Source organism: Sphingobium sp., assembly GCA_035196065.1.
GTDB lineage: Bacteria > Pseudomonadota > Alphaproteobacteria > Sphingomonadales > Sphingomonadaceae > Sphingorhabdus_B > Sphingorhabdus_B rara.
The window spans coordinates 1,820,058-1,843,170 of sequence record CP136575.1 but is presented as its reverse complement, the minus strand read 5'-3'; the positions used below and the strand labels follow the sequence as shown (position 1 = coordinate 1,843,170).

17 protein-coding genes and 5 pseudogenes are annotated in these 23,113 nt (G+C 58.9%); 7 read left to right on the top strand and 15 right to left on the bottom strand.

Going from position 1 to position 23,113, the window contains the following annotated elements:
* Positions 1-19: 19 nt before the first annotated feature.
* The 3 genes from RSE16_08840 to RSE16_08830 are packed head-to-tail and all read right to left on the bottom strand — an operon-like array spanning position 20 to position 2,720.
* On the bottom strand, positions 20-1,366 hold the full coding sequence (locus RSE16_08840; GenBank protein WRH74827.1) for an SPOR domain-containing protein: 1,347 nt from the start codon (positions 1,364-1,366) through the stop codon (positions 20-22).
* Positions 1,367-1,396: 30 nt separating this feature from the next.
* Positions 1,397-1,990, bottom strand: a complete 594-nt coding sequence (locus RSE16_08835; GenBank protein WRH74826.1) for a hypothetical protein — start codon at positions 1,988-1,990, stop codon at positions 1,397-1,399.
* A gap of 13 nt (positions 1,991-2,003) precedes the next feature.
* The gene (locus tag RSE16_08830; GenBank protein ID WRH74825.1) at positions 2,004-2,720 is read right to left on the bottom strand and encodes a ParA family protein; all 717 of its coding nucleotides are present in this window, start codon (positions 2,718-2,720) and stop codon (positions 2,004-2,006) included.
* 223 nt (positions 2,721-2,943) lie between these two features.
* On the opposite strand from RSE16_08830, the gene RSE16_08825 reads away from it, so the two are divergent.
* The gene (locus tag RSE16_08825) at positions 2,944-3,996 is read left to right on the top strand and encodes an SPOR domain-containing protein (protein ID WRH74824.1); all 1,053 of its coding nucleotides are present in this window, start codon (positions 2,944-2,946) and stop codon (positions 3,994-3,996) included.
* A gap of 16 nt (positions 3,997-4,012) precedes the next feature.
* On the opposite strand, the gene RSE16_08820 is transcribed toward RSE16_08825, so the two are convergent.
* Together RSE16_08820 and RSE16_08815 are read right to left on the bottom strand one after the other, a co-directional pair.
* On the bottom strand, positions 4,013-4,408 hold the full coding sequence (locus RSE16_08820; GenBank protein ID WRH74823.1) for a hypothetical protein: 396 nt from the start codon (positions 4,406-4,408) through the stop codon (positions 4,013-4,015).
* Positions 4,409-4,430: 22 nt separating this feature from the next.
* Positions 4,431-4,691: pseudogene (locus RSE16_08815) on the bottom strand (hypothetical protein).
* Positions 4,692-5,037: 346 nt separating this feature from the next.
* Between RSE16_08815 and purF the strand changes: the two are divergent.
* Both purF and RSE16_08805 read left to right on the top strand, forming a co-directional pair.
* Positions 5,038-6,494: pseudogene (gene purF, locus RSE16_08810) on the top strand (amidophosphoribosyltransferase).
* A gap of 4 nt (positions 6,495-6,498) precedes the next feature.
* A pseudogene (locus RSE16_08805) lies at positions 6,499-7,210 on the top strand (SDR family NAD(P)-dependent oxidoreductase).
* Here the strand turns inward: RSE16_08805 and RSE16_08800 are convergent.
* The 4 genes and pseudogenes from RSE16_08800 to RSE16_08785 all read right to left on the bottom strand — a co-directional run bounded on the left by RSE16_08800 (position 7,166) and on the right by RSE16_08785 (position 12,571).
* Positions 7,166-8,607, bottom strand: a pseudogene (locus tag RSE16_08800) (deoxyribodipyrimidine photo-lyase). The pseudogenes RSE16_08805 and RSE16_08800 sit on opposite strands and share 45 nt — an antisense overlap.
* A 50-nt stretch (positions 8,608-8,657) precedes the next feature.
* Positions 8,658-9,623 (bottom strand): metal-dependent hydrolase, encoded by a 966-nt coding sequence (locus RSE16_08795; protein WRH74822.1) that lies wholly within the window; start codon positions 9,621-9,623, stop codon positions 8,658-8,660.
* 47 nt (positions 9,624-9,670) lie between these two features.
* A pseudogene (locus RSE16_08790) lies at positions 9,671-10,688 on the bottom strand (2-oxoacid:ferredoxin oxidoreductase subunit beta).
* A complete protein-coding gene (locus tag RSE16_08785; GenBank protein WRH74821.1) occupies positions 10,685-12,571 on the bottom strand; it encodes a 2-oxoacid:acceptor oxidoreductase subunit alpha in 1,887 nt (628 codons plus the stop codon). The pseudogene RSE16_08790 and the gene RSE16_08785 overlap by 4 nt, the downstream one beginning before the upstream one ends.
* 165 nt (positions 12,572-12,736) lie before the next feature.
* Here RSE16_08785 and RSE16_08780 point away from each other — a divergent pair, with 165 nt between their 5' ends.
* Together RSE16_08780 and RSE16_08775 are read left to right on the top strand one after the other, a co-directional pair.
* Entirely contained in the window at positions 12,737-13,690 is a 954-nt protein-coding gene (locus RSE16_08780) for an alpha/beta hydrolase (GenBank protein WRH74820.1), read from the top strand.
* Positions 13,687-14,163: an RNA pyrophosphohydrolase gene (locus RSE16_08775; protein WRH74819.1), complete on the top strand. Its 477-nt coding sequence runs from the start codon at positions 13,687-13,689 to the stop codon at positions 14,161-14,163. The genes RSE16_08780 and RSE16_08775 overlap by 4 nt, the downstream gene beginning before the upstream one ends.
* A 7-nt stretch (positions 14,164-14,170) precedes the next feature.
* Here RSE16_08775 and RSE16_08770 read toward each other — a convergent pair whose 3' ends face one another.
* The 5 genes from RSE16_08770 to RSE16_08750 form a co-directional block, all read right to left on the bottom strand.
* Entirely contained in the window at positions 14,171-14,560 is a 390-nt protein-coding gene (locus RSE16_08770; GenBank protein ID WRH74818.1) for a hypothetical protein, read from the bottom strand.
* A 161-nt stretch (positions 14,561-14,721) separates the two neighbouring features.
* Positions 14,722-15,903, bottom strand: a complete 1,182-nt coding sequence (locus tag RSE16_08765; protein ID WRH74817.1) for an RsmB/NOP family class I SAM-dependent RNA methyltransferase — start codon at positions 15,901-15,903, stop codon at positions 14,722-14,724.
* 36 nt (positions 15,904-15,939) lie between these two features.
* Positions 15,940-17,406, bottom strand: coding sequence for an IMP dehydrogenase (gene guaB / locus RSE16_08760; GenBank protein ID WRH74816.1), 1,467 nt, complete (start codon positions 17,404-17,406; stop codon positions 15,940-15,942).
* Between the two features lie 61 nt (positions 17,407-17,467).
* Positions 17,468-18,967: a M28 family peptidase gene (locus RSE16_08755; protein ID WRH74815.1), complete on the bottom strand. Its 1,500-nt coding sequence runs from the start codon at positions 18,965-18,967 to the stop codon at positions 17,468-17,470.
* A 13-nt stretch (positions 18,968-18,980) separates the two neighbouring features.
* Complete coding sequence (locus RSE16_08750) at positions 18,981-19,811, bottom strand: CoA ester lyase (protein ID WRH74814.1); 831 nt, start codon at positions 19,809-19,811, stop codon at positions 18,981-18,983.
* An 85-nt stretch (positions 19,812-19,896) separates the two neighbouring features.
* Here RSE16_08750 and RSE16_08745 point away from each other — a divergent pair, with 85 nt between their 5' ends.
* Together RSE16_08745 and RSE16_08740 are read left to right on the top strand one after the other, a co-directional pair.
* On the top strand, positions 19,897-20,811 hold the full coding sequence (locus RSE16_08745) for an SPFH domain-containing protein (GenBank protein WRH74813.1): 915 nt from the start codon (positions 19,897-19,899) through the stop codon (positions 20,809-20,811).
* 1 nt (position 20,812) lies between these two features.
* Positions 20,813-21,262 carry an NfeD family protein gene (locus RSE16_08740; protein WRH74812.1) on the top strand — a complete coding sequence of 150 codons (450 nt, stop codon included), beginning with the start codon at positions 20,813-20,815 and terminating at the stop codon, positions 21,260-21,262.
* 89 nt (positions 21,263-21,351) lie between these two features.
* On the opposite strand, the gene RSE16_08735 is transcribed toward RSE16_08740, so the two are convergent.
* The gene (locus RSE16_08735; protein WRH74811.1) at positions 21,352-22,953 is read right to left on the bottom strand and encodes a phosphoenolpyruvate carboxykinase; all 1,602 of its coding nucleotides are present in this window, start codon (positions 22,951-22,953) and stop codon (positions 21,352-21,354) included.
* Positions 22,954-23,113: the final 160 nt, after the last annotated feature.

The following is a 23,113-nucleotide window of genomic DNA, read 5'->3' as shown; positions in this document are numbered from 1 at the left end:
AATTGCTATTTGTTGAAAATCAGCGGGCCGCGATACGCACCGCTTTGCGAACCGGCTTTTTTGCGGCCATCCGCACCGGCGAGGAGCCATCAGTCGAACGCACGATACATTCGCCGCCCGACATCTTGATCTGGCGGCACGCAGCAGCGGCGGTTTCATAATTGCCAAACCCGGATGCGGCGAGCCGCGTCAGCGTCCTGCCCTTGATCGTCACCGTTGAACTTGCAGAGTCGAAACCGTTCAGGATGCGATGCTTGCGATTAAGCTGGCTCCAGGCACGGGTTGCGTTGGCCGTTGAGGAAAATGCCCCAAGCTGGACCAGAAATTTGCTTGATGACCTCGCTTGCGGGGCCGGAACATCGGCCAGAGCGAGCTTCACCGGCTTGGCAGCAGGTGCGGCTTCTGCCGATTTGACGGGCGCTTCCGGCGCGCGGATCAACGGCGCTTCAACCGCAGCGACCGGTGCCACTTCGGCAACGCGGACATTGGTTTCGGCATAGCCCTCCACGTCCGGCGCAGCGCCGATTGCCGGCAGTTCGCCGACAGGTGCAGCTGCTTCCATTGCAATGGCGACAGGCGCGGCTTCCTCGACCGAGGCCATTGCGGGTGCTGATATAGCGCCGCCCAATGCAAGGCGCACAGGCTGGCCGGCGTCTTCACGTGGCGTGACTTTCAAAAGGCCAGCAATGCGTGTCTGATAGGCACCCGGCCGGGCATATTGGGCCCATTCGGCAATGCGCGTATCGACGCGATCCTGCGGCATATCCTGCACCGCCATGATGCGGGCTTCGCGCCAACGGCCGTCAAGCGCATAAGCGAGCGCCAGATTCTGCCGTGTGCGTGCCGAGGCATTGTCACCGCGAATAGCTTCAACAAGGACATCAACCGATCGTTTGCTGTCGCCAGCAAGAGCAAGTGCAAGGCCATAATCGCTAGCCGGAAGCAGCGAACGATGGGCATCCACAAGCGCAATCGCCGAATCGGCTTTGCCCTGCGCGATACGCGACAAAGCAACACCGACAACGGTGCGCGCGTCGACCTGGCCCAATTCCATCACATCTGCAAAGGTGCGCTCGGCTGAATTAAAGCGGCCTTGCGCCATATAGATGCGGGCCAGCAGGTTGCGATATTCGACATTGGTCAGATCGGCGCCAACCGCAGCCTCGGCATAGCCCAAAGCCTTGTCGGTCCGACCCTTGGCAAACAGCCTTTCAGCCTTCTTTGCCCAGCCATGCGCTTTTTTCGATTGCGCCGGCGCGGCAATTTCAGTGGTCGTATTCGAAGCCACGACGCTAGCACCGCCCAAGGCAGTGAAACCGACCATCGCGGTCGACAATGCCAGTTTTACGATTGTCTTGTTCTTCATGACTTTACCCCAAAGGTGACGGTCAGGCGATCAGGCCTGTTTTTTCGACGGAACTTGCGCGGCAAGATTGCTGATTTCAGGGACGCCCTCAATGAATGCGTCCAGCGCTGCTGTGACAAGCTGCTGCGCCGACCGGTTACTGATTGCGCATGCGAGCCGCAATTTCAGATGGCGATCAGCGTCAAGTCGCAAGGTAAATGCCGATTTGCCCTTGCTGCCCGGTGCGGCGCGCGGACGTTGTGTTTCAACAACCGGCCCTGCTGCATGCGGCGGAACGATCGAAACCACCTCGGCCGATGTTTCGTAAAGTTCGGACGCAGCCATTTCATCAGCCTGCACCTGTAACTGTTCGGCGATGCGATCCTGCTGTTGCTTTACCTCGGGCTTTACCTCCGGAACAGCATTGGCAAGCGGATTATATCCTGCGTCATGGTCATAATCCATCGGCGCCGAGGGATCGGGATCGACATCATAGCCCATGTCATTCCAGCCAAGGTCATCATGGACAACAGCCACTGCGGCAGTTGCACCTTGCACCAGCTGGCGGCGCATGGCCGGGCGTGCTGCACCCTTGCGGGCAAGCAGGCCGGATGAAAGTGATGCTATCGGTTTGGGTTCGCTCATGATCATCCCCCGCTCAACCGATGACCCGGCGACCGAAACCGCCCATGGGTCGTGCCTGGGGCATTTGCGAATTTACGGCCGCAGGTGCGCTGAACACCGTGCGACGGAAATTCTTTTCAAGACGGTCGGAAATATAAGACCAGAGCTGACGGACTTCCTCAGCCGAACGCCCTTGAGGGTCAACTTCCATCACCGTGCGGCCATCGATCATTGAGGCGGCAAAATCCGTGCGGTGATGCAAGGTTATCGGGGCAACAGTGCCATGCTGGGAAAGCGCGACTGCGGCCTCTGACGTAATTTTGGCCTTCGGTGTAGCTGCATTGACGACAAAGATCAGCGGCTTGCCGGCCCGTTCGCAAAGGTCGACCGTAGCGCCGACGGCGCGCAGATCATGCGGGCTGGGGCGTGTCGGCACGACGATCAGTTCGGCAACCGAGATAACACTCTGGATCGCCATGGTGATGGCAGGCGGCGTATCGATGACCGCAAGCTTGAAGCCCTGTTGGCGCAGCACGGCGAGGTCGGATGCAAGGCGCGCTACAGTTGTCTGAGCAAAAGCCGGAAGGTCAGCTTCACGTTCGTTCCACCAATCGGCAAGCGAGCCCTGCGGGTCAATGTCGATCAGGACGACCGGACCCGCCCCTGCAAGCTGAGCCTGGACGGCAAGATGGCCAGACAATGTGGTTTTGCCTGATCCGCCTTTTTGTGATGCCAATGCGAGAACCCTCACATTATTCCCCTTTTGCAAGCTGTTTGGAGATGATCTGGCAGAACAGGGCTAAAAATCGGTTAACGTGGGGGCCTCTTTTGCCGTTTATGCGTTTGCGACCGCAGCATTGCGCATCACGGCAAATTATGTTCAGATTGGCAGCGATAGTTAAACGAGCGGTTCCGGGCGTTTACCAAATCTCAGTTTTGGCGCTTTATCGCTCTGTCCAATCGAATTGGAGACCATGATGCGCCGCTATGCCTTTACTGCCCTTCCCATCGCAGCAGCGATCGCCCTTACCGGCCAGCCTGCGTTTGCAGACGTCAAAGCAGGCGTCGACGCCTGGACCAATGGGGATTTTGCCGGCGCAGTCCAGCAATGGAATGATCCCGCAATCAAGGGCGACCCCGACGCGCAGTTCAACATGGGTCAGGCCTATAAGCTGGGGCGCGGCGTCAAACAGGATCTGAACATGGCGCTCGAATGGTATCGCAAGGCGGCACAACAGGGCCATTTGCAGGCCGCAGACAATATCGGGCATTTGCTGCATTATCAGGGCAAGGTCCCCGAAGCGCTGCCTTATCTGCAAGCCTCGGCCGAACGGGGTGAACCGCGCGGACAATATTTGCTGGCAACCGAATTGTTCAACGGAACGCAAATCCAGAAAGACTGGGTCCGGGCCTATGCGCTGATGACCCGCGCTTCGTCCGCTGGCCTTGCACCTGCATCGCGCAGTCTGGCCGAGATGGACAAATATATCCCGCTGGAACAGCGCCAGCAAGGCGTAGCGCTTGCAGGCGTGCTGGAACAGTCATCGGCGCAGGCCCGCTCCGCTCAGGTTGCAGGCTTTCCCATTGATACCAAAGCTCCGCCGGCCGCGGTGAAGCCCGTGCCGGTTCCTCCATCACAAGCAGCGCCGGCGACGGCCGCTGCCGCGCCGGGCTTTCCGGGGGCGATCCCGCCGATCGACGGCGCGCCTGAGCCGGCCCGCGCCGCGCCGGTAGTCAAACCCGCCGCGCCTTCAAAGCCGACAAAAATTGCGGCCACTGCGCCTGTCAAAGGTGGCTGGCGTATCCAGCTTGGCGCGTTCGGCAATGAAGCCAACGCCACGCGCCTTTGGGATAGGCTGGAGGGCCGTGTTGGCGGACTATCTGCGCTGACACCCTATCTGAATAGCGCGGGTGCCGTGACACGCCTGCAGGCCGGCCCCTTTGCCAGCCGCAGTTCGGCTGCCGATATGTGCGCCAAAGTAAAGGCCGCTGCCGCCGGGCAAGCCTGCCTGGTCATTGCGAACTAAGCCAAGACCTGCTGCCTCAATCGCATAGCTTTTCGATGTCGCGGCCGAGCGTGCGCTTGGCCGCTTCATCGCCCGGGTCGACAAAATAATAGCGCGTACCGCTCATGCTTGCGTTACGGGAGCAATAGGCGGTGCAGCCTTCCGGCACCGATCCGGGAAAGCGCAACACGATGCCGTCATAACTGGCAGTAAAGCTGCAACTTTCCTTGCCGGTCAGGTTGATAACGACACTGTCGCCCTCAAGTTTAGCACTGCCCTGCCCTTCGCATTTGCTTTCAGGGCCGAACACCGCAAGGAAACCCATGCGGTAGCCATCATCATTCTCGGCGACCGCGCAAAATTTGTCAGTACCCAGTTCGCTCGACGTTTCAAAACGTCCGGCAAGAGACCGGTTGCGCGGATCGGGWAGCAATCCCTTGCTGATCGCCAGTTGGTCAAGCGCWGCGCCCGCACCACCGCCTTCGCCGTTCGACGNNCATTTTCACCCTGNCCCACATCCGGCCAGCAGCAGCGCAGCGAACGCCCAGTGGCGCTTCATAGACGCACCAGCTGGTCACCCTCGACGCGGCGGTNAAAAACAACTGCNGAACACCCGTATGGCAAGTCGGGCCATCCGGNNCCTTGCGATCACCAACAGCGCATCCTGATCGCNAATCGATACGCATTTCGACCAAGTGCAGGAAATGGCCGCTACTTTCGNCCTTGGTCCAGAGANCGCTNGGCGGCTGCGCGANGAAAAAGGTAACCNTTTCCGTTCTGTTGGGTGAGGGCCAACGCCTCGCGGTTCATATGCCCGASCATCAGCACAGCACCATCCTGSSCATCTACCACCACTGCGGTCAGCAGTCCGTTTGCATCAAATTTCGGGTCGAGCTGCAGNCCCGTTTTCGCGAGGATCCGTCATAGCGCAATATCTAGCCGAGCACCGCACGGCTGGCAATCTGTGCAGAAATTCNAAACATCGGTGTTACAAGGGGAAGACATTGGTGGAAGGCAGGCTTATAGGCTGCCCAACTTTTGGCGGAACGGATTCGTTCGGACATGCTCACCACTAATCCATTTGATGACGATAAACTGCGCGAGGAATGCGGCATTTTCGGTGTGCACGACGCCGANCGGCGCGGCTGCCATGGTCGCGCTTGGCCTCCATGCACTCCAGCATCGCGGGCAGGAAGCTGCGGGTATCACCAGCTTCGATGGTCGCGATTTCCATACGCACCGTGCGATGGGCCATGTTGCCGGCAATTTTGACCGCGAAGATGTMATTCGCAGTTTGCCCGGAAATATCGCCGCAGGCCACGTSCGCTATTCGACCACGGGCGAGACAACGCTGCGCAATGTCCAGNCACTTTATGCAGATCTCGCCACGGGTGGTTTTGCCGTGGCGCATAATGGCAATATCTCGAACGCGACGAACCTGCGACGTGAACTGGTRCGGCGTGGTTCGATCTTCCAGTCCACATCGGATACCGAAGTTATCATCCATTTGGTCGMSACATCCMCCCANGCGCGGGNTGCTCGATCGCTTGATCGAYGCGCNTGAAGCAGGTCGAAGGCGCCTANTTCGCTCATCTGCCTGACCACCGAAGGCCTTATCGCCTGCCGTGATCCGCTCGGCATTCNGCCGCTGGTTATGGGCCGCCTTGGCGAATCGATCATTTTCGCGTCGGAAACCGTCGCGCTCGATATTGTTGGCGCGGAATTCATCCGCAGTGTCGAGCCGGGTGAAATCGTGGTTGTACGCGATGGCGGCATTGGATCGCACAAACCRTTCCARTCRGTCGGYGSNCGCCCCTGCATCTTTGAACATGTCTATTTTTCACGANCCGGATTCGATCGTCGACGGCAACAGCGTCTATGCCGTGCGCAAGGCAATCGGTGCCGAACTGGCGCGTGAAAACGGCATCGATGCCGATTATGTCATACCCGTTCCCGACAGCGGAACACCGGCGGCGATCGGCTATGCCGAAGCATCKGGCATCCCCTTTGAATTGGGCATCATCCGTTCGCATTATGTTGGTCGCACCTTCATCCAGCCGGGTGACGGCGTGCGCCATCTGGGCGTCAAATTGAAGCATAATGCCAATCGCAATCTCGTCGCGGGCAAGCGGATCGTCCTGATCGACGATTCAATCGTGCGCGGCACCACCAGCCTGAAGATCGTGCAGATGATGCGTGAAGCYGGTGCGCGCGAAGTGCATATGCGCATCGCAAGCCCGCCGACCACCAACAGCTGTTTCTACGGCGTCGACACGCCGGAACGCGAAAAACTGATCGCCAGCCGGATGAGCGTTGCCGAAATGCGCGACTATATCCATGCCGACAGCCTTGCATTCCTGACGATCGAGGGCCTGTATCKGGCGCTGGGCGAGGCTAGCCGCGATCCGGCTTGCCCGAGCTATTGTGACGCCTGTTTTACCGGCGAATATCCCACGCGCTTGACCGACCATGATGAAGCGTCGGCGCGCGACCAGCTTAAATTGCAGGCGGTAGGCTGATATCATGAGTGAAATGCAGGGCAGGATTGCGCTGGTYACMGGCGCAAGTCGGGGTATCGGTGCCGCAATTGCCGAACGGCTNGGCGGCCGACGGCGCACATGTCATYCTGACTGCGCGCACGGCTAAAGATCTCGAAACGGTCGAACAGCGKATATTCGAAGCGGGCGGCAATGCGACRATTGCGCCGCTCGATCTTGCAGAGGCGGGCAGCATTGACCGGCTGGCTGCAGCCGTGCGCGAACGTTGGGGTCGGCTTGACRCCCTCGTRATGAACGCAGCGAKGCTAGGTACGCTGACGCCGGTGCCGATGATYGATGNNCCGCCGAATTCAATCGGGTGCTGACGCTGAACGTGCTTGCGCAACAGGCGTTGATCTCATCTTTTGATGATCTGCTGMGNCGCCAGCGAGATTGGGCGGATGATCGTGCTRACCAGCAGTGTCGGGGCACGCCCCCGTSSCTATTGGGGTGCCTATGGCGCGTCAAAAGCSGCGCTGGNAGAATTTGGCGCTCAGCTATGCCGAAGAGGTTCGCAACCTGTCTTCGCTGCGCATTGCCATTGTCGACCCCGGCCGCACACGCANCNCGCGATGCGGGCAAARGCCTATCCCGGCGAAGATCCGGCAACGTTGAAGTTACCGTCGGTTGTCGCAGACCAAATCGCCGAACTGCTACGCAGCGGCTTCGAAACGGGCCATCGCCTCRTCATCGATTGAACCTGCGCTCTTGATCGTTGCATAGGCSGCCAGAGCCCGTTCACGCGCTTCACGGTGGCCGNATGATCTTCGAMGGATNAGCGGCGGGACGCATGCYMTATTCTTCGGGATCGTGAATGTGCATCTTTGAAAGATGCGCCAGTTCAGGCANCCATTTGCGAATATAGTCAGCCGAATCGAACTTTTCCGACTGGGTTANCGGTGCCATGATGCGCACGAACATATTGCTGTCGACGCCGGTCCCCGCCGTCCACTGCCAGTTGACCGCGTTGGAGGCATAATCGGCATCGACCAGCGTGTCCCAGAACCACTGTTCACCCACGCGCCAGTCGATCAGCAGATGCTTCACCAGGAAAGACGCAGCGATCATCCGCACCCGATTGTGCATCCAGCCCGTTGCCCAAAGCTCACGCATGCCGGCATCGACAATCGGATAACCRGTGAGACCCTTGCCCCAAGCCATCAGGTCCTGATTGACGTCGCGCTCAACGGGATCACGCCACGGGAAACGATCAAAGGCTTCGCGCGCATTTGCMGATCCATAATCGGGGAATTGCAGGATGACATTGGCAGCATAATCGCGCCAMACCAGTTCCTTAAGGAAGGTTTCGACRCTGCCACCCGCATTCATGGTCGCGTGCCAAACCATCGCGGGCGATATTTCGCCGAAATGCAGATGCGGTGACAGGAAACTGGTANCCCGGCTGCGCYGGCAAGTTTCGCGTATCGCCATAGCCGCGCGCTCTGTGCAGGAATTCATCAAGCCGGTCGTGCGCGCCATCTTCGCCCGGCGTCCAGAAACCTGCCATTCCGGTCGACCAATCTGGCGAATGTGGCAGCAGGCCCCAATCTTCCAGATTCTCGCTTTCSGGCCAGCTTTCTGGTGCAGGCAAATGGTGGGGCGCTGCACGCGGCGATGCGGGCGGCATTGCCTGTGCCATCGCGCGCCAAAAAGGCGTGTAGATGCGAAATGGTGTCCCGCTACCTGTGGTAACACTGCCGGGGGGAAGAAGATACAGCCCGTCATGGCGGATTAGCGAGGTACCGACCGGCAGYAATTCCTGCAGGCTCCGTTCGGCATTGCGCCACCAAGGTTCGTGGTGGCGAAGGCAGTGGATCGCCGAMGCCTTGCATTCGCGTGCCAGCCTAGCAAGAACTTGTGCGGCAGGGCCGCGACGCAGAATCAGCTGTGATCCCAGCTTTCGTAGCGACTGGTCGAGCGAGACAAGGCTATKATGCAGCCACCAGCGGGAAGCGSCGCCCATCCGGCGATGCCGGGGCGTATCATCGTCAAGGATATAGACCGGAACCACAGGACGCCCACGGCGCACCGCTGCGAGCACTGCGGCTTGATCTTCCAGCCGCAGGTCTCTCCGGAACCAAATGATTGTTGTCATGGGGGCGCACTACCCCGATCATCTGAAAAATGGGATACGGGCGTAACCCGTTACGGCTTTCCAGTATTGTTCGAATGCAAAGACGGACCCGGCAGTTCGACCATGAAACGGTCACGGGCCATCGGATGGGCAAAGCGCTGATCGAATAATATAGTGCGGGCTTTGGAACCCTSGCCCGCTTGCGCCGCCACTGGCATGCGTGACCAGACAAGGAAAGCGCGTCCATCGGCGCTTTGCCGCGCCGCCTCAGCCACATGGGGATCATCCATGCCATGCTTGCGCGGAGGTCCRATAAGRCGAATATGGCCCGGCAAGCTGAACTCCCCTTCGCCATAGATCTGTGCATTGCGCCACTGCATCTCGCGCTTCCAGAATTGCAGCGGCACCGGATTGGCGACGACAAGATCGGGCGTGACCTGCAGTTCGGACTCTACATGCTGCCCGGTGAGCGCYTCGGCGCGGCCGGTGATCAGRCCATTGGTGAAGATATAGSCGCAGATYGCKRCAAAGCCGATCCAGGCCGGTCGCTGCCAATCGCCCTGCCCRCGCTTCTCGCGCCGCCGCGAAAGCCAGACGCTTCCGATCAGCGCAGCCCAGATCCAGACRTCGATGATGAAGATGGTATCACCATAAGCCCAACGTCCCGAAAAGGGTTCGAGCAGACGGATACCGTAATTGTTGAGCCAGTCGAGCGCAGGATGGCTGGCCGTGCCAATGAAGGCGAGCGCGAGAAGCCAGCCTTTGTGCACCGGTGGTCGATCGGTCTTGGGCCGCCAACGATCATAGCCCARCATGATCRMCCATAGCARAATAGGTAGCAGCAGCAGCGCGATCGGCCCATGCGTGATCCCGCGGCGGATGCCCAGATGCTGGACGCCGCCCAGCAAAGTCGCCACCGCATCGATATCGGGGATGTTGGCGGCGATGATGAGGGTCGGCATGGCAAGACCSGTCTTRCGCTTGARCCCCATTTGCCCAAGCACTGCGCCTGCCAGGCTGTGCGTAAGATTATCCAATGTTTAGGCTCGCACTTGGTGCCATCATGTCTTCGTGCGAGCCAATATCACTCGACCGTCCAGGTCTGCCCCTTGCTGATCAGCTTTTGCAGATTCGGRGTTTTGCCCTCAGACAATTTGGCGTTCTGCTCTGTCACGGCAGCATCGAAAGTCGGACGCGGATCGTCATAAAGTACACCAAGCGCCATCGGAAATTCGCCAAAAGGCATTTCGACCAGCATATGGGCAACTGCCCGGTTCTTCACATTGTGCACGATCACGCCGACCGCCTGCCAGTCGCCATCGGCAACATCGACAACCTTGAGGCTGAGTGTTGCATGATCGAGCGCRATGCCCTTGGTACCGCCGGCAAACAGCATCGGCTTTCCATCTTCGAGCCAGAGCTGACGCGCCTCGGCCCCTTTGGGCGCNGGCGAAATCTTCAAACACATCCTTATTGTAAACGATGCAATTCTGGAAAATTTCGACAAAGGCGGCRCCGCGATGCGCATGGGCRGCCTTCAGCACGTCGGGCAGATGCTTTGATACATCAAAGCCGCGCGCCACGAAGCGGGCGCCWGATCCCAGCGCAAAGGCGCAGGGCGTYGCCGGMCGGTCCACCGAACCAAAGGGCGTCGACGGGCTGGTCGTGCCTTCACGGCTGGTRGGCGAATATTGCCCCTTGGTCAGACCGTAAATCTCGTTGTTGAACAACAGRATCTGGCAATCGAGATTGCGGCGCAGCAGGTGCATCGTGTGGTTGCCGCCAATCGACAGTGCGTCGCCATCACCGGTGATGATCCACACATCCAGTTCGGGATTGGCGAGCTTTACGCCCGTTGCCACCGCCGGCGCACGGCCGTGGATGGTGTGGAAGCCATAGGTTTCCATATAATAAGGAAAGCGGCTGGAGCAGCCGATACCCGAGATGAAMACCGTGTTTTCCGGTGTRGCACCRATTTCGGGCATGGTGCGTTGCACCGCCTTCAGGATCGCATAGTCACCGCATCCCGGGCACCAGCGGACTTCCTGATCGGTCTCCCAATCCTTGGGGCTCGATTTCTGGATGGGGGTCATGTCGTTCATGCGAGTGTCTCTTCAATGGCRGCTTCAATTTCGGCAATGCGGAAGGGTTGTCCGCTCACCTTGTTCAACGGCTTGGCATCGATCAGATATTGATCGCGCAGCACTGTTTTGAACTGGCCGGTATTCATTTCTGGCACCAGCACACGATCATATTTGCGAAGCAGATSGCCCAAATTGCTGGGCATCGGCCAGATATTGCGAACATGGATGTGGCTGACATCCAGTCCCTTGGCGCGGGCCTTGCGGACGGCCTGGTGGATCGGACCGAAAGTCGAACCCCAGCCGACAACCGCCAACTTGCCGCCTTCGGTACCAAGRCAGACATCCTGATCGGGAATGTGCGCAGCAATGCCGTCGACCTTGCCCTTGCGGATGTCGGTCATCGCTTGGTGGTTGGCAGGCGAATAATTGAGGTGGCCGGTATCGACTTCTTTTTCGATCCCGCCGATGCGGTGCATCAGACCGGGCGTACCGGGCTTGACCCAAGGGCGCGCCAGCTTTTCATCGCGRCCATAGGGTTTRAAACCGCCKTCCTGCGCCTCAGTRCGGAAGGTCACCGGGAACGGCTTATAATCCGCMATATCGGGCACTTTCCAAGGCTCCGCCGCATTGGCAATATAGCCGTCAGTCAAAAGCATTACCGGCGTCATGAATTGGGTCGCGATGCGCACCGCCTCAATMGCACAATCAAACACATCGCCRGGGCTGCGCGCCGCGATCACCGGCAGCGGGGCATCGCCGTTACGGCCATAGACCGCCTGATACAGGTCCGACTGCTCCGTCTTGGTMGGCARGCCGGTCGAAGGTCCGCCACGCTGTGAATTGATGATGATGAGCGGAAGCTCGGTCATCACCGCAAGGCCGATGGCCTCGGTCTTGAGCGCGATGCCGGGGCCCGACGAGCTGGTCACGCCCAATTGGCCCGCATAGCTTGCACCGATTGCCGATGCGATGGCRGCAATCTCRTCTTCCGCCTGAAAGGTCGTGACGCCATATTCCTTGTAGCGAGCAAGCGCATGCAAGATCGAACTGGCGGGCGTGATCGGATAGCCRCCGAAGAACATCTTCACACCGGCAAGCTGACAACCGGCAATCAGGCCAAGCGCGGCGGCGTCGGCGCCATTGATTGTTCGGTAAAGGCCRGCTTCGGCGGGGGCTGCATCAACATGCTGTCGCGGAATGGCGACCGTGCCMGGCTGTCCAATCTCTGCGGTTTCGCCATAGGCATGGCCCGCATTAAGCGCGGCGATATTGGCATCYGCAAGGATCGGGTTTTTGGCAAATTTATCGCGCAGCCATTGTTCGATCGGCGCGCGGTCGCGGTCAAACATCCATAGCGCGAGGCCGAGCGTCCACATGTTCTTGCAGCGCAGCGCTTCCTTGTTGCCAAGCCCAAACGGCTTCACGGCATCCATGGTCAACTGGCTGATATTGAAATGGACCAGYTGCCATTTGCCGAGACTGTCATCCTCCAGCGGGTTGACCTCATATTGCGCCTTGGCAAGGTTGCGCGCGTTGAATTCGCCGCTGTCGGCGATGATCAGGCCGCCGGGCTTCAGATCCTTCACATTGGTCTTCAGCGCAGCCGGGTTCATCGCCACCAGCACATCGGGCGCATCGCCCGCCGTGGTAATCTCTGTCGAACCGAAATTGATCTGGAAGGCCGAGACACCGAAAAGCGTGCCCTGTGGCGCACGAATTTCAGCTGGAAAATCCGGGAAAGTCGCAAAATCATTGCCGGCAAGCGCCGACGAGAGGGTGAATTGCCCGCCGGTCAACTGCATCCCGTCACCGCTGTCGCCGGCGAATCGCACGACCACGGCTTCGTTATGGATGGCTTCGGCTTGGGTATCATTGTCGATGCTGCGCGCGGCAGTGGCCATTAATCTAGTCCCGCAGGTTTAATTGGTCTGTTAAGCTGCCCTTATGCGCGCAATTGGGCCAAATCCAAATAGGAAATCTGTGCATCACAACAGGCTGGCTTTGCCATGGACGCCCCGCTGSCTTCCCGTTATGCCTKTRGCAAAAKRGATGATGGGAGAGTGACAATGAGCGGACATTTTGTGCGGCCCGATGTGCGGGCCTTTCTCGATTTTCTGAACGCCCAAACCGGCCCGAAAATGCATGAACTTTCTGCGCAGGATGCGCGGATGATGATGACGGCCATGGGCTCGCTTGCCGAAGAACCCTTGGGCGAAATCGCGGTCGTGCGCGACCTATCCATCCCCGGCCCTGAAGGCATGATCCCGGCACGGCTATATGATGCGCAGGAAAACCGCAGTGCAGGCCCAGTCATGGTCTTCTATCATGGCGGCGGCTTTGTGATCGGCGATCTCGATGTTTACGGCCCTTATTGCGCAGAAGCCGCGCGCCAACTCGACATGCCGGTCATTTCGATCGATTATCGCCTCGCACCCGAACATCGYTTTCCGGCAGCAGCGATCGATTGCGAGGCAGCAACGCGYTGGATTGCAGGCAGCCCCGCCGAACTSGGCCTTCAGGTCACCGGATTGGTCACRTCAGGCGACAGTGCCGGCGGCAACCTTACCATCGTCACCACCATGGCGCTGCGCGACAATCCAGCGGCTGTTCCGGTGATTGCGCAACACCCGATCTATCCCGTTGTCAGCGACAGCGACGATTGGCAGAGCATGCGCGATTTTGCCGAAGGTTTCCTTTTGACCGCCGATTCCATGGCCTATTTCCACGCAGCCTATCAGGCCGACGCCGACGACTATCGGGGCGCGCCAATCAAATTCTCGCAGCATGGCATGCCCCCCAGCCTCGTCACGACAGCCAGTCTCGATCCGTTAAGCGATCAGGGTATTGCCTATTATGAAGCGCTAAAGGCCGCCGGCGTGCGGGCCGAGTATCGCAGYGCAGAYGGCAACATTCACGGCCATATCACGCTGCGCAAAGCCATCCCYTCGTCGCAGGCCGATGTCGCCGGAAATCTGGCCGCACTGAAGGCCATGATCGCAGARGCAATGGCAGAAGCATGAGCGAAAGCGATACCCTYCCCTATCGYCCCTGTGCGGGCATCATGCTCGCCAACCGTGACGGGCTGGTGTTTGTYGGCCAGCGCATCGACAATCCGGGCGAYGCCTGGCAAATGCCGCAAGGCGGGATCGACCCGGGCGAAGATCCAGAGGTCGCCGCCTTTCGCGAACTGGGCGAGGAAACSGGCCTATTGCCCGACCATGTCGATCTGATCGCGCGCAGCAAGGAAGAATATTTCTACGATCTGCCGCCCGAACTTCAGGGCAATATCTGGGGCGGACGCTGGCGCGGRCAAAGGCAATGGTGGTTTCTCATGCGCTTCAAAGGCGACGAYGCCGATGTCCGCATCGATGGRCATCATCSCGAATTTTCGCAATGGAAATGGGCGGAGCCTGCCGAACTACCAAGGCTGATTGTGCCGTTTAAACGGCGGATCTATGAAGGACTGGTCAGCGAATTCGGACCGCTGATCTAAAKCGCGATCAGTTCGCTTTTTCAACAACAGGTTTGATTTCAACCGCGCTGGCCTGCAAAGCCTGTTTCTGCCCGGCCCTTKCGATCGCGTCCGAGAGTTGCTCGGTTTCGCTGCATTTTGARCGGCACAATATGTTCAGCCGGGCGAGGTTCTTCTTCGCGGCATCGACCGCACCTTTTTCCGCCATCAACTCACCTTGGGCAGCCAGAACGGAYAAATCATTGGGTTCGATATCGAGCGCGCTTTTGTAAAAGCCGATGGCCTTGCCTTTCAKGCCGCGTTCCGCCGATACTTCGGCAAGGCCAACAAAGGCAGCCCGGTTRCGCGGATCGACMGCGAGCGCCGTTTCGAACCAGCCTTGCGCCTCATCAAATTGCCCYGCTTTTTTCGCSACCATTCCCTCAGCCACCAAYGCCGCCGAYTGCGGGTCKATATCCTGATCGGCGCGCTTACCTAWGCTCGCGCTTGAAACGACSAGAAAGACAGCGGAAAGGGCAATGACTGGCGGCGAAAAGCGCATGACAATGTTCCAGAAATTATTCACTTARGGCCCCGCTATCACAGCCTGCGCAAACACACCATGTAGAAGCCATCGCTACCGTCATGCGCCGGGCTTAGCAAGAGGCCSGCACCATCAACGCGTCCTGCGTCAAACGACGGCCGTTCAGCCTTGAACCCGCCATTGCGTTCAAGAAAGGCTGCCGCCTGCGCCGTGCCCTCACAGGCCAGCAGCGAACAGACCGCATAAACAAGGCAGCCGCCAGGCGCGACCAGATCGGCGGCCAGATCCATCAGCCGCGCCTGTTCGGATACCAACCGCTGCAAATCGCGCTGATCAAGCCGCCAGCGGGTTTCGGGATTGCGTCTCCATGTACCGGTGCCAGAGCAAGGCGCATCGACCAGCACAACATCACAGGCGGAAGAAAGGTCRTCCAGCGCAGCCATTTCGCGATGCGGGTTCAAAAGGCGGGTCTCGATAAAGCCCGCGCCYGCCCGCGCAGCACGCGGYGGAAGTTGCGCCAACCGATCGCGGCTGGTGTCRGCTGCGATCAAGCGCCCCTGCCCTGTCATATGTGCAGCCAGCGCCAACGTCTTGCCACCTGCCCCTGCGCATAGATCGACCACMGTSAWACCAGGGCGCGCACCGCAGGCTTCGGCAATCAACTGGCTGCCCAGATCCTGCACTTCGACATGGCCGTCTCCATAGGCGGCACTGGTTTCGATCGCAAAGCCCGTCGGCAGGCGGAGCCCATCACGGCTTTGCMCGAGGATTTCGGCTWCAGGCCATTGCGCTGCAACATCAGCGCGTTTTGCCGCAAGGCTGTTAACGCGCAAATCCAGTGGGGCGCGTTCAAGCAAMGCGGGCCATTCGGCTTCAGCCAGTAACGGCGAGAATAGCGGCGTCAGCCAGCCGGGCAGTACGCCTTCCACTGCGCGCGCTTCATCKGGGTTTAGCAGCGCGGGGCCATAGCTGCTGCCATCGAAAAGGACGGCAAGGTCTTCATCACGCGCAGCCAGTGCAACCATGGCGGCGCGCCCGCTTTCGGGCCGCTCCCCAAAGGTACGGATTGCACGCCAGGCAAGGTCGCGAATAGCGCGCCTGTCTTTCGATCCCGCATARCGRCGCGCRGCAAAAAAGGCAGCTGCGACACGGTCAGCCGATGCSCCCTTGTCGCGTGTYGCCACGATGATTGCATCGAGCAAATCGATTGCCGATTGCACACGTGCCGAAGGGATCATGGCYTTATTCTGCYTCTGCAGGCAAAAACCGGAATATCAGCGGGTTGGATAATTGGGCGCTTCACGCGTGATGGTGACATCATGGACATGGCTTTCGCGCAAGCCGGCATTGGTGATCTGCACAAAACGGGCGCGTTCCTGCAGATCGGCAATCGTCGCCGAACCGGTATAGCCCATRGCAGCCTTAACGCCGCCGACGAGCTGGTGAATCACGTCCGCCGCTGCACCCTTGAAGGGAACCTGGCCTTCAATGCCTTCGGGCACCARCTTCAGCTGGTCCTTGATATCYTGCTGGAAATAGCGGTCGGCMGATCCGCGCGCCATTGCGCCAACCGAACCCATGCCGCGATAGCTTTTATAGGCGCGGCCTTGATARAGRAASGTTTCACCAGGYGCTTCTTCGGTGCCGGCCAAAAGCGATCCTACCATCACGCCGGCGGCCCCTGCCGCAAGTGCCTTGGCAACATCGCCCGATGTACGCAGACCGCCATCGGCAATCACYGGAATSCCGGAYTTTGCGGCTTCCTCGGCAGCATCCATGATCGCCGTCAATTGCGGAACGCCGACACCGGCGACAACCCGCGTTGTGCAAATTGACCCCGGGCCGATGCCAACCTTGACGCCATCAGCGCCTGCGTCAATCAGCGCGCGGGTCGCTTCTGCGGTCGCGACATTACCCGCGATGACCTGCACCTTGCTCGACATGCGCTTGATTTCGGCCACTGCCGCTGACACCATCTTGCTATGGCCGTGCGCTGTATCAACGACAATCAGGTCGCATTCCGCATCGACCAGCGCGCGGGTGCGCTCAATTCCTTTTTCGCCAACAGTCGAAGCCGCCGCCACSCGCAGACGGCCTGAACCATCCTTTGTCGCCGACGGATAGGTAACCGCCTTTTCAATGTCCTTCACGGTAATCAGGCCGACGCAATGATARGAGTCGTCGACGACCAGYAGCTTTTCAATCCGGCGCTGGTGCAAATGGCGCTGCGCCTCTTCCTGACTGACGCCGGCTTTTACRGTCGCAAGATTATCGTGCGTCATCAGTTCGGCGACCGGCTGCAGCGGGTTTTCRGCAAAGCGCACATCGCGATTGGTCARGATGCCGACAAGCTTGCCACTCGCCTCYACTACGGGAATTCCCGAAATGCGATTTTCGGTCATCAACGCCTGYGCCTCGGCAAGCGTTGCTGTGGGCGCAATCGTGATCGGATTGACGACCATGCCCGATTCATAGCGCTTCACCTGACGGACAGCGGCCACCTGTTCTTCGATCGAAAGGTTGCGGTGGAGCACGCCAATACCGCCTAGCTGSGCCATGACGATCGCCATGCGCGCTTCGGTAACRGTGTCCATAGCCGACGACATAATCGGRATATTGAGCGTGATRCCGCTGGTGATCCGCGTCTGCGTGTTCGCCTGACTTGGCAGAATATCCGATTCGCACGGCTGCAGCAGCACGTCGTCAAAGGTCAGTCCAAGGCGGATTTTATCGGATTTCATGGCGCCACTTCGCTTTAGTCTATGGGTCGAGTCGTGGCGGCCCATGTAAACAGTGAGGCGATTATCCGCCAGTCCCCTTCTCGGGCTTTTTCGGAGGGAATTTGCGGGCATTTGCAAAATATTGGCCGAGTGCAACGTGAAGGTCTGAATCCTCGGCCGCTCCRCCCAATTGCAGGTCTGCCGTCACCTCATCTTCAGGSCCGTGATAGGGGCCTTTCARAAAGGCATCGAGTTTCCCSAGATCGGCAAAAGAACCGCCGACCATGAAGGARGCCACGCCCTTTTGCATCAATGCCCAACCGTCCTGCCGCTGCAGGAAGGAGTTGGCATCGGTCGATGGTTCGATTTTCCGGCCAAGCTTTTGGGCTACACGTTCGATGTCAGGATCGAACGACGTCTTACCCCGGCCGATGATGGCTACCTTGGACCCGCGAGGCGCAATCGCAATGGTATCRATGTTGAAAACCGCCTTGATCTGGTCAAGCGGCACCACCGGATTTGCAGCAAAGGCATAGGCGCCCCATAGGCCGCTCTCCTCTGCGGTAGTGCCGATRAAGTAAATGTCCCGGTCATGCCGCTGCCGCGCCAGCCGGCGCGCCACTTCCGTGATCACGGCCATGCCACTCGCATTATCCACCGCACCGTTGCAGATGCGGTCAGGTTCGCCTTCCGGACGGCAAATTCCGAGATGATCCCAATGGCCCATGAACACGATCGCACCGGTCGACGGTTTGCGCCCCGGCAGTTTTCCGATGATATTCGAACTGGTAAAGCGGCGCACATCACTCGTCACGCTGAGGTCAGCAGACAATTGCAGCGTCTGTCCGCCATAGTCGGCGGCCTGCGCGGCTGCGCGCATCTTGTCCCAATCACCACCGGCAGCCGTTACCAGCGCGACCATATATTGCGGGCTGGCAACACCCTCAACGCCAGATGCAAGATCCTTTTCGGCCCAGACAATGGGGCGTGACATCAGCGCGCGGCGATAAGCGGGATAGTTGAACTGCTCGCCCGAAATTGCGATCACGCCTTCTGCACCAGCTTTGAGCAGTTTTTCACGGCGCGCCCGCATCTGGCGCAATTCGCGGGGAAGGAATTCTGCACTATCCGAAAGAACGAAAACCAACTTGCCGGAGACATCGGCATTCACCTCTCCGGCGGCGTTCACGCCATGACCGACAAACACAGCCGGCAGCTTTTCCCGCTGATATTCACTTTCGCGTCCGATCAGCAGCAGTTCGTCACCAACAACGCGGATCTTTTCGCCACGGGAATAAAACTGGACGTCGGCGGTCTTGGGTCCGCGTTTCACAAATTCAATCGGTTGCAGCCAGCTGCCATCGGCAGCGCCTGGTTTGACCCCTGCTTTTGACCAAGCGTTACGCAGATAATCCAGCGTCTTGCGTTCACCTTCGGTACCAGGCGCACGCCCTTCGAAATCGTCAGACGCGAGGATTTCGATATGCTTGCGCAGATCGCTCTCGGTGACGGGGCGTGCTGCTGCGGTGGAAAGGGCGGCCGGAACGGCCAGGGTGACGAAAAGGGCATGTAAAACGCGCATGCCCGCGGTTACCCTAACTGCCCGTCCCATGTCGAGCACGTTCTATCGTCCGGCGCGCTTCTTCGACATGCATGGATTCGATCATCTTACCCTCGTGGCGGTGAGCCCCGCCGGTTGCGGCCGCGATCAACGCTTCAGCTTCGGCGAGTTCCTGCGCACTGGGGCCAAAAACCGCATTGGCTAGGGCAATCTGGTTCGGGTGGATCAGGGTCTTTCCGACAAAGCCATAGCAACGCCCCTGTGCGCATTCGGCTTCATAACCGTCCATATCGTCCAGCCGATTGCACACGCCGTCAAAAGCGGGTTTCCCGGCCGAGGCCGCTGCCATCACGATGGTTTGCAGCACAAGTTCAAGCCCCTGCCGCTGCGACCCTGGCTTGATGCCGATGTCCGCACAAATGTCGTTCACGCCGGCGATCAGCCCGACAACACCGTGATGCGCCGCAATCTCACGGGCATTGTAAAGCCCGAGGGGCCCTTCGATCATCGCCAACAGCGGACTGGGCAGCCGCGCAAGGATGGGATCAAGGCCGCCTGTGCCTTCAACCTTGGGCAGCACAAATGCGTCGGCCTGCGAACGCACACATGCGTCAAGATCAGCCTCAAGATCCAAACTGCCAATGCCGTTCAGCCGGATTGCAACAAGTTTTCCCGGAAATCCCGCTGCAACCTCTGCCAGTGCGGCTGAGCGCGCTTCTGCCTTGCGGTCCGCAGGAACGGCATCTTCAAGGTCGATGATCAGCATGTCGACGGGCAATGCGCGTGCCTTTTCCAATGCACGTGAATTGATTGCAGGCACATACAGCGCCGTTCGCACTCGTTTCAGCCGTTCTACAAGGTTCATCGCTGGCGTCGCTCCGTCCGAATTTACTTGTGCCTGCCATGCGAATTTCCCACAATCCGGTCCAGAGGAAAAACAGGAGGATAGCATGGAATTTTTTCTATTTGCGCTGCCGCTATTGGTGATCATCTTCCTGATGATGGGTGTAACCGTGGTGCGCCAAGGTTTTGTCTACACCATCGAACGCTTTGGCCGTTTCACCCACGCAGCCCAGCCAGGCCTGACGATCATCATTCCCTTTTTCGACCGCGTCGGTCGCAAAGTGAACATGATGGAGCAGGTGCTCGACATTCCGGGTCAGGAAATCATCACCAAGGATAACGCCATGGTGGGCGTCGACGCCGTGGTGTTTTTCCAGTGCCTCGATGCAGCAAAGGCGGCTTATGAAGTCTCCGATCTGTATGTCGCGATCATGCAGATCACGACAACCAACCTGCGCACGGTGATGGGCAGCATGGATCTTGACGAAACCCTCTCCAAGCGTGACGAGATTAACGGGCGGCTATTGTCGGTCGTTGATCATGCGACCTCGCCTTGGGGGGTCAAAATCACCCGTGTTGAAATCAAGGATATCCGCCCGCCCGCCGATATTTCCAACGCCATGGCCCGCCAGATGAAGGCGGAACGCGAAAAGCGCGCCCAAATTCTTGAAGCCGAAGGCCTGCGCGCCGCAGAAATCCTGCGTGCAGAAGGCGAAAAGCAAGGCCAGATCTTGCAGGCAGAAGGCCGACGCGAAGCCGCTTTCCGCGATGCAGAAGCCCGTGAGCGCGAGGCCGAAGCCGAAGCCAAAGCGACCACAATGGTGTCCGAGGCGATTGCCAGTTCGGGTACGCAGGCGCTGAATTACTTCATCGCGCAGAAATATACCGACGCCATCAGCCTGTTTGCCACTTCGCCCAATAGCAAGACGATCCTCTTCCCTGTCGAAGTGACGCAATTGGTCGGCACGCTGGGCGGTATCAGCGAGCTTGCGAAAGACGCGCTCGAAAAGAAGGACAAGTGACATGCCTGAATCGCTGGGTTCGATTTCCGCACACTGGTTTTGGCTGACGCTGGCAGCCATACTTGGCGCGGCAGAAATGCTCGCCCCCGGATTTTTTCTGATCTGGCTCGCGCTGGCTGCGGCCGGCGTGGGTACACTTGCTTTCCTGCTTCCGGTTTCAATCCCGATGCAGGTAGGCCTGTTCGCAATCGCTTCGATCTTCGCCGTCTACGCCGGCAAACGCTTTCTGAAAGATAATCCGATCGTTTCCGACGATCCCAAGTTGAACGATCGCGGCGCACGATTGGCAGGAGAGATCGTCACCGTCGTGCAGGCGATCGAAAATGGCCGGGGCCGCGTGCGTGTTGGTGATAGCGAATGGAACGCGCGCGGCGATGATGCCCCCGTGGGGGCGCATGTCCGCGTTACCGGTGCCGAAGGTGCCGTGCTTCTGGTTGAAGTGCTAACCTGATCGACAGCCGCCAAGCGCGCCAGCCTGCCCAACCAAAACAAAAAAGGGGCGCCATCGCTGGCACCCCTTTTTCACAATTTCTGCTTTGATCAGGCTGCCTTGGGGGCGGCCTCGATCACGCCGGCATCGACATGCTGTTCGAACTGGGCGAAATTGTCGATGAACTGCTGGACCAGCTTTTGGGCGGTCGCATCATAAAGTGCCTTGTCTTCCCAAGCCTCACGCGGGTCGAGAATMTTTGAATCSACRCCAGCAACRGCGACTGGGAATTCAAAGCCGAAATTCGGATCCTTGCGGAACTCGGCATCATTCAGGCTTCCATCGAGCGCAGCGTTGAGCAGCGCGCGRGTCGCCTTAATCGGCATGCGGCTGATTCCCGGYTGTGTCGCCATACCGCCCGTCCAGCCGGTGTTGACCAACCAGCATTTCACGCCGCCCYTGGCAATGCGCTCCTTCAAGAGGTTRCCATAGACCGAGGGGTGGCGCGGCATGAAAGGTGCGCCGAAACAAGTGCTGAAGGTCGCTTCAGGTTCGGTCACGCCGATTTCGGTGCCGGCAACGCGTGCAGTATAGCCCGACAGGAAGTGGTACATCGCCTGATCAGGCGACAACCGCGCGATCGGGGGTAGCACGCCATAGGCATCCGCGGTCAGGAAGATTAGGTTCTTGGGAACCGGCCCCAGATTGTCTTTCGAAGCGTTGGGGATGAAATCGATGGGATAAGAACCGCGGCTGTTTTCAGCGAGGCTATTGTCATCAAAATCCAGTTCGCGGGTTTCGGCATCGATCACCACATTTTCAAGGACAGTGCCGAAACGCTTTGTCGTTGCGTAGATTTCAGGCTCTGCTTCGGGCGAAAGGCGGATCATCTTTGCATAGCAGCCGCCTTCAAAGTTAAAGACCGCCGTGTCCGACCAGCCATGTTCGTCATCGCCAATCAGCGTACGGCTGGCATCTGCAGACAGCGTCGTTTTACCGGTACCCGAAAGACCGAAGAAGATCGCGGTGTCGCCATTGGCGCCAATATTGGCCGAACAGTGCATCGGCATCACACCCTTTTCGGGAAGCAGATAGTTGAGGATGCCGAACACCGACTTCTTCATTTCACCCGCATATGCGGTGCCGCCGATCAGGATCAGCTTCTCGCTGAAGTTGACGGCGATCACCGTTTCGCTGCGGCAGCCATGGCGCGCCGGATCAGCGCGGAAGCTGGGCAGGTCGATAATGGTATATTCGGGAACCAAATCGGCCAGTTCCGACTGGTCGGGACGCACCAGCAGCGTGCGGATAAACAGATTGTGCCAGGCAAACTCGTTGATCACACGCACATTGACGCGATATTCCGGCTGAGAACCGCCAAACAGATCGGCAACATAAAGCTGCTTCTTTTCGGCCAGTGCGGCCAAGAAATCTTCCTTCAGCGCAGCAAAATGCGCCGGGTCCATCGCAACATTGGTCTTGCCCCAATGGATGGTCTGTTCGGTTTCAGCGTCGCGAACGATATATTTGTCCTTCGCCGAACGACCAGTATGCTTGCCCGTCGCAACCACCAGCGGGCCGTCTTTCGCCAGCATGCCTTCGCCATTGGCAAGGGCCGATTCGACAAGATGTGCCGTGCCGAGATTCCAGTCGATGCTGGCGCTCGTTTTAATACCTTGATTTTCAAGTGTAAATTTGGGCGTTACGGACACGTTCTTATTCCTTCATGCTGTTTGTGCATAGGTATGCCTAACTGTTATAGGCCCCGTAACTTACCCTGCCCCACGCGTCAAATCGCTGCAAGCCATATGGAGTAAAGAAAAAATGTAACGCGATGTGCCTGCGCTTCCCCTTTCGATTGATGCCGCCGCG

Coding starts and splice junctions, on each gene's coding strand:
- RSE16_08825 (WRH74824.1), top strand. CDS start 2,944: ATGATGCGCCGCTATGCCTTTACTGCCCTTCCCATCGCAGCAGCGATC.
- RSE16_08835 (WRH74826.1), bottom strand. CDS start 1,990: ATGAGCGAACCCAAACCGATAGCATCACTTTCATCCGGCCTGCTTGCC.
- RSE16_08750 (WRH74814.1), bottom strand. CDS start 19,811: ATGAACCTTGTAGAACGGCTGAAACGAGTGCGAACGGCGCTGTATGTG.
- RSE16_08840 (WRH74827.1), bottom strand. CDS start 1,366: ATGAAGAACAAGACAATCGTAAAACTGGCATTGTCGACCGCGATGGTC.
- RSE16_08740 (WRH74812.1), top strand. CDS start 20,813: ATGCCTGAATCGCTGGGTTCGATTTCCGCACACTGGTTTTGGCTGACG.
- RSE16_08745 (WRH74813.1), top strand. CDS start 19,897: ATGGAATTTTTTCTATTTGCGCTGCCGCTATTGGTGATCATCTTCCTG.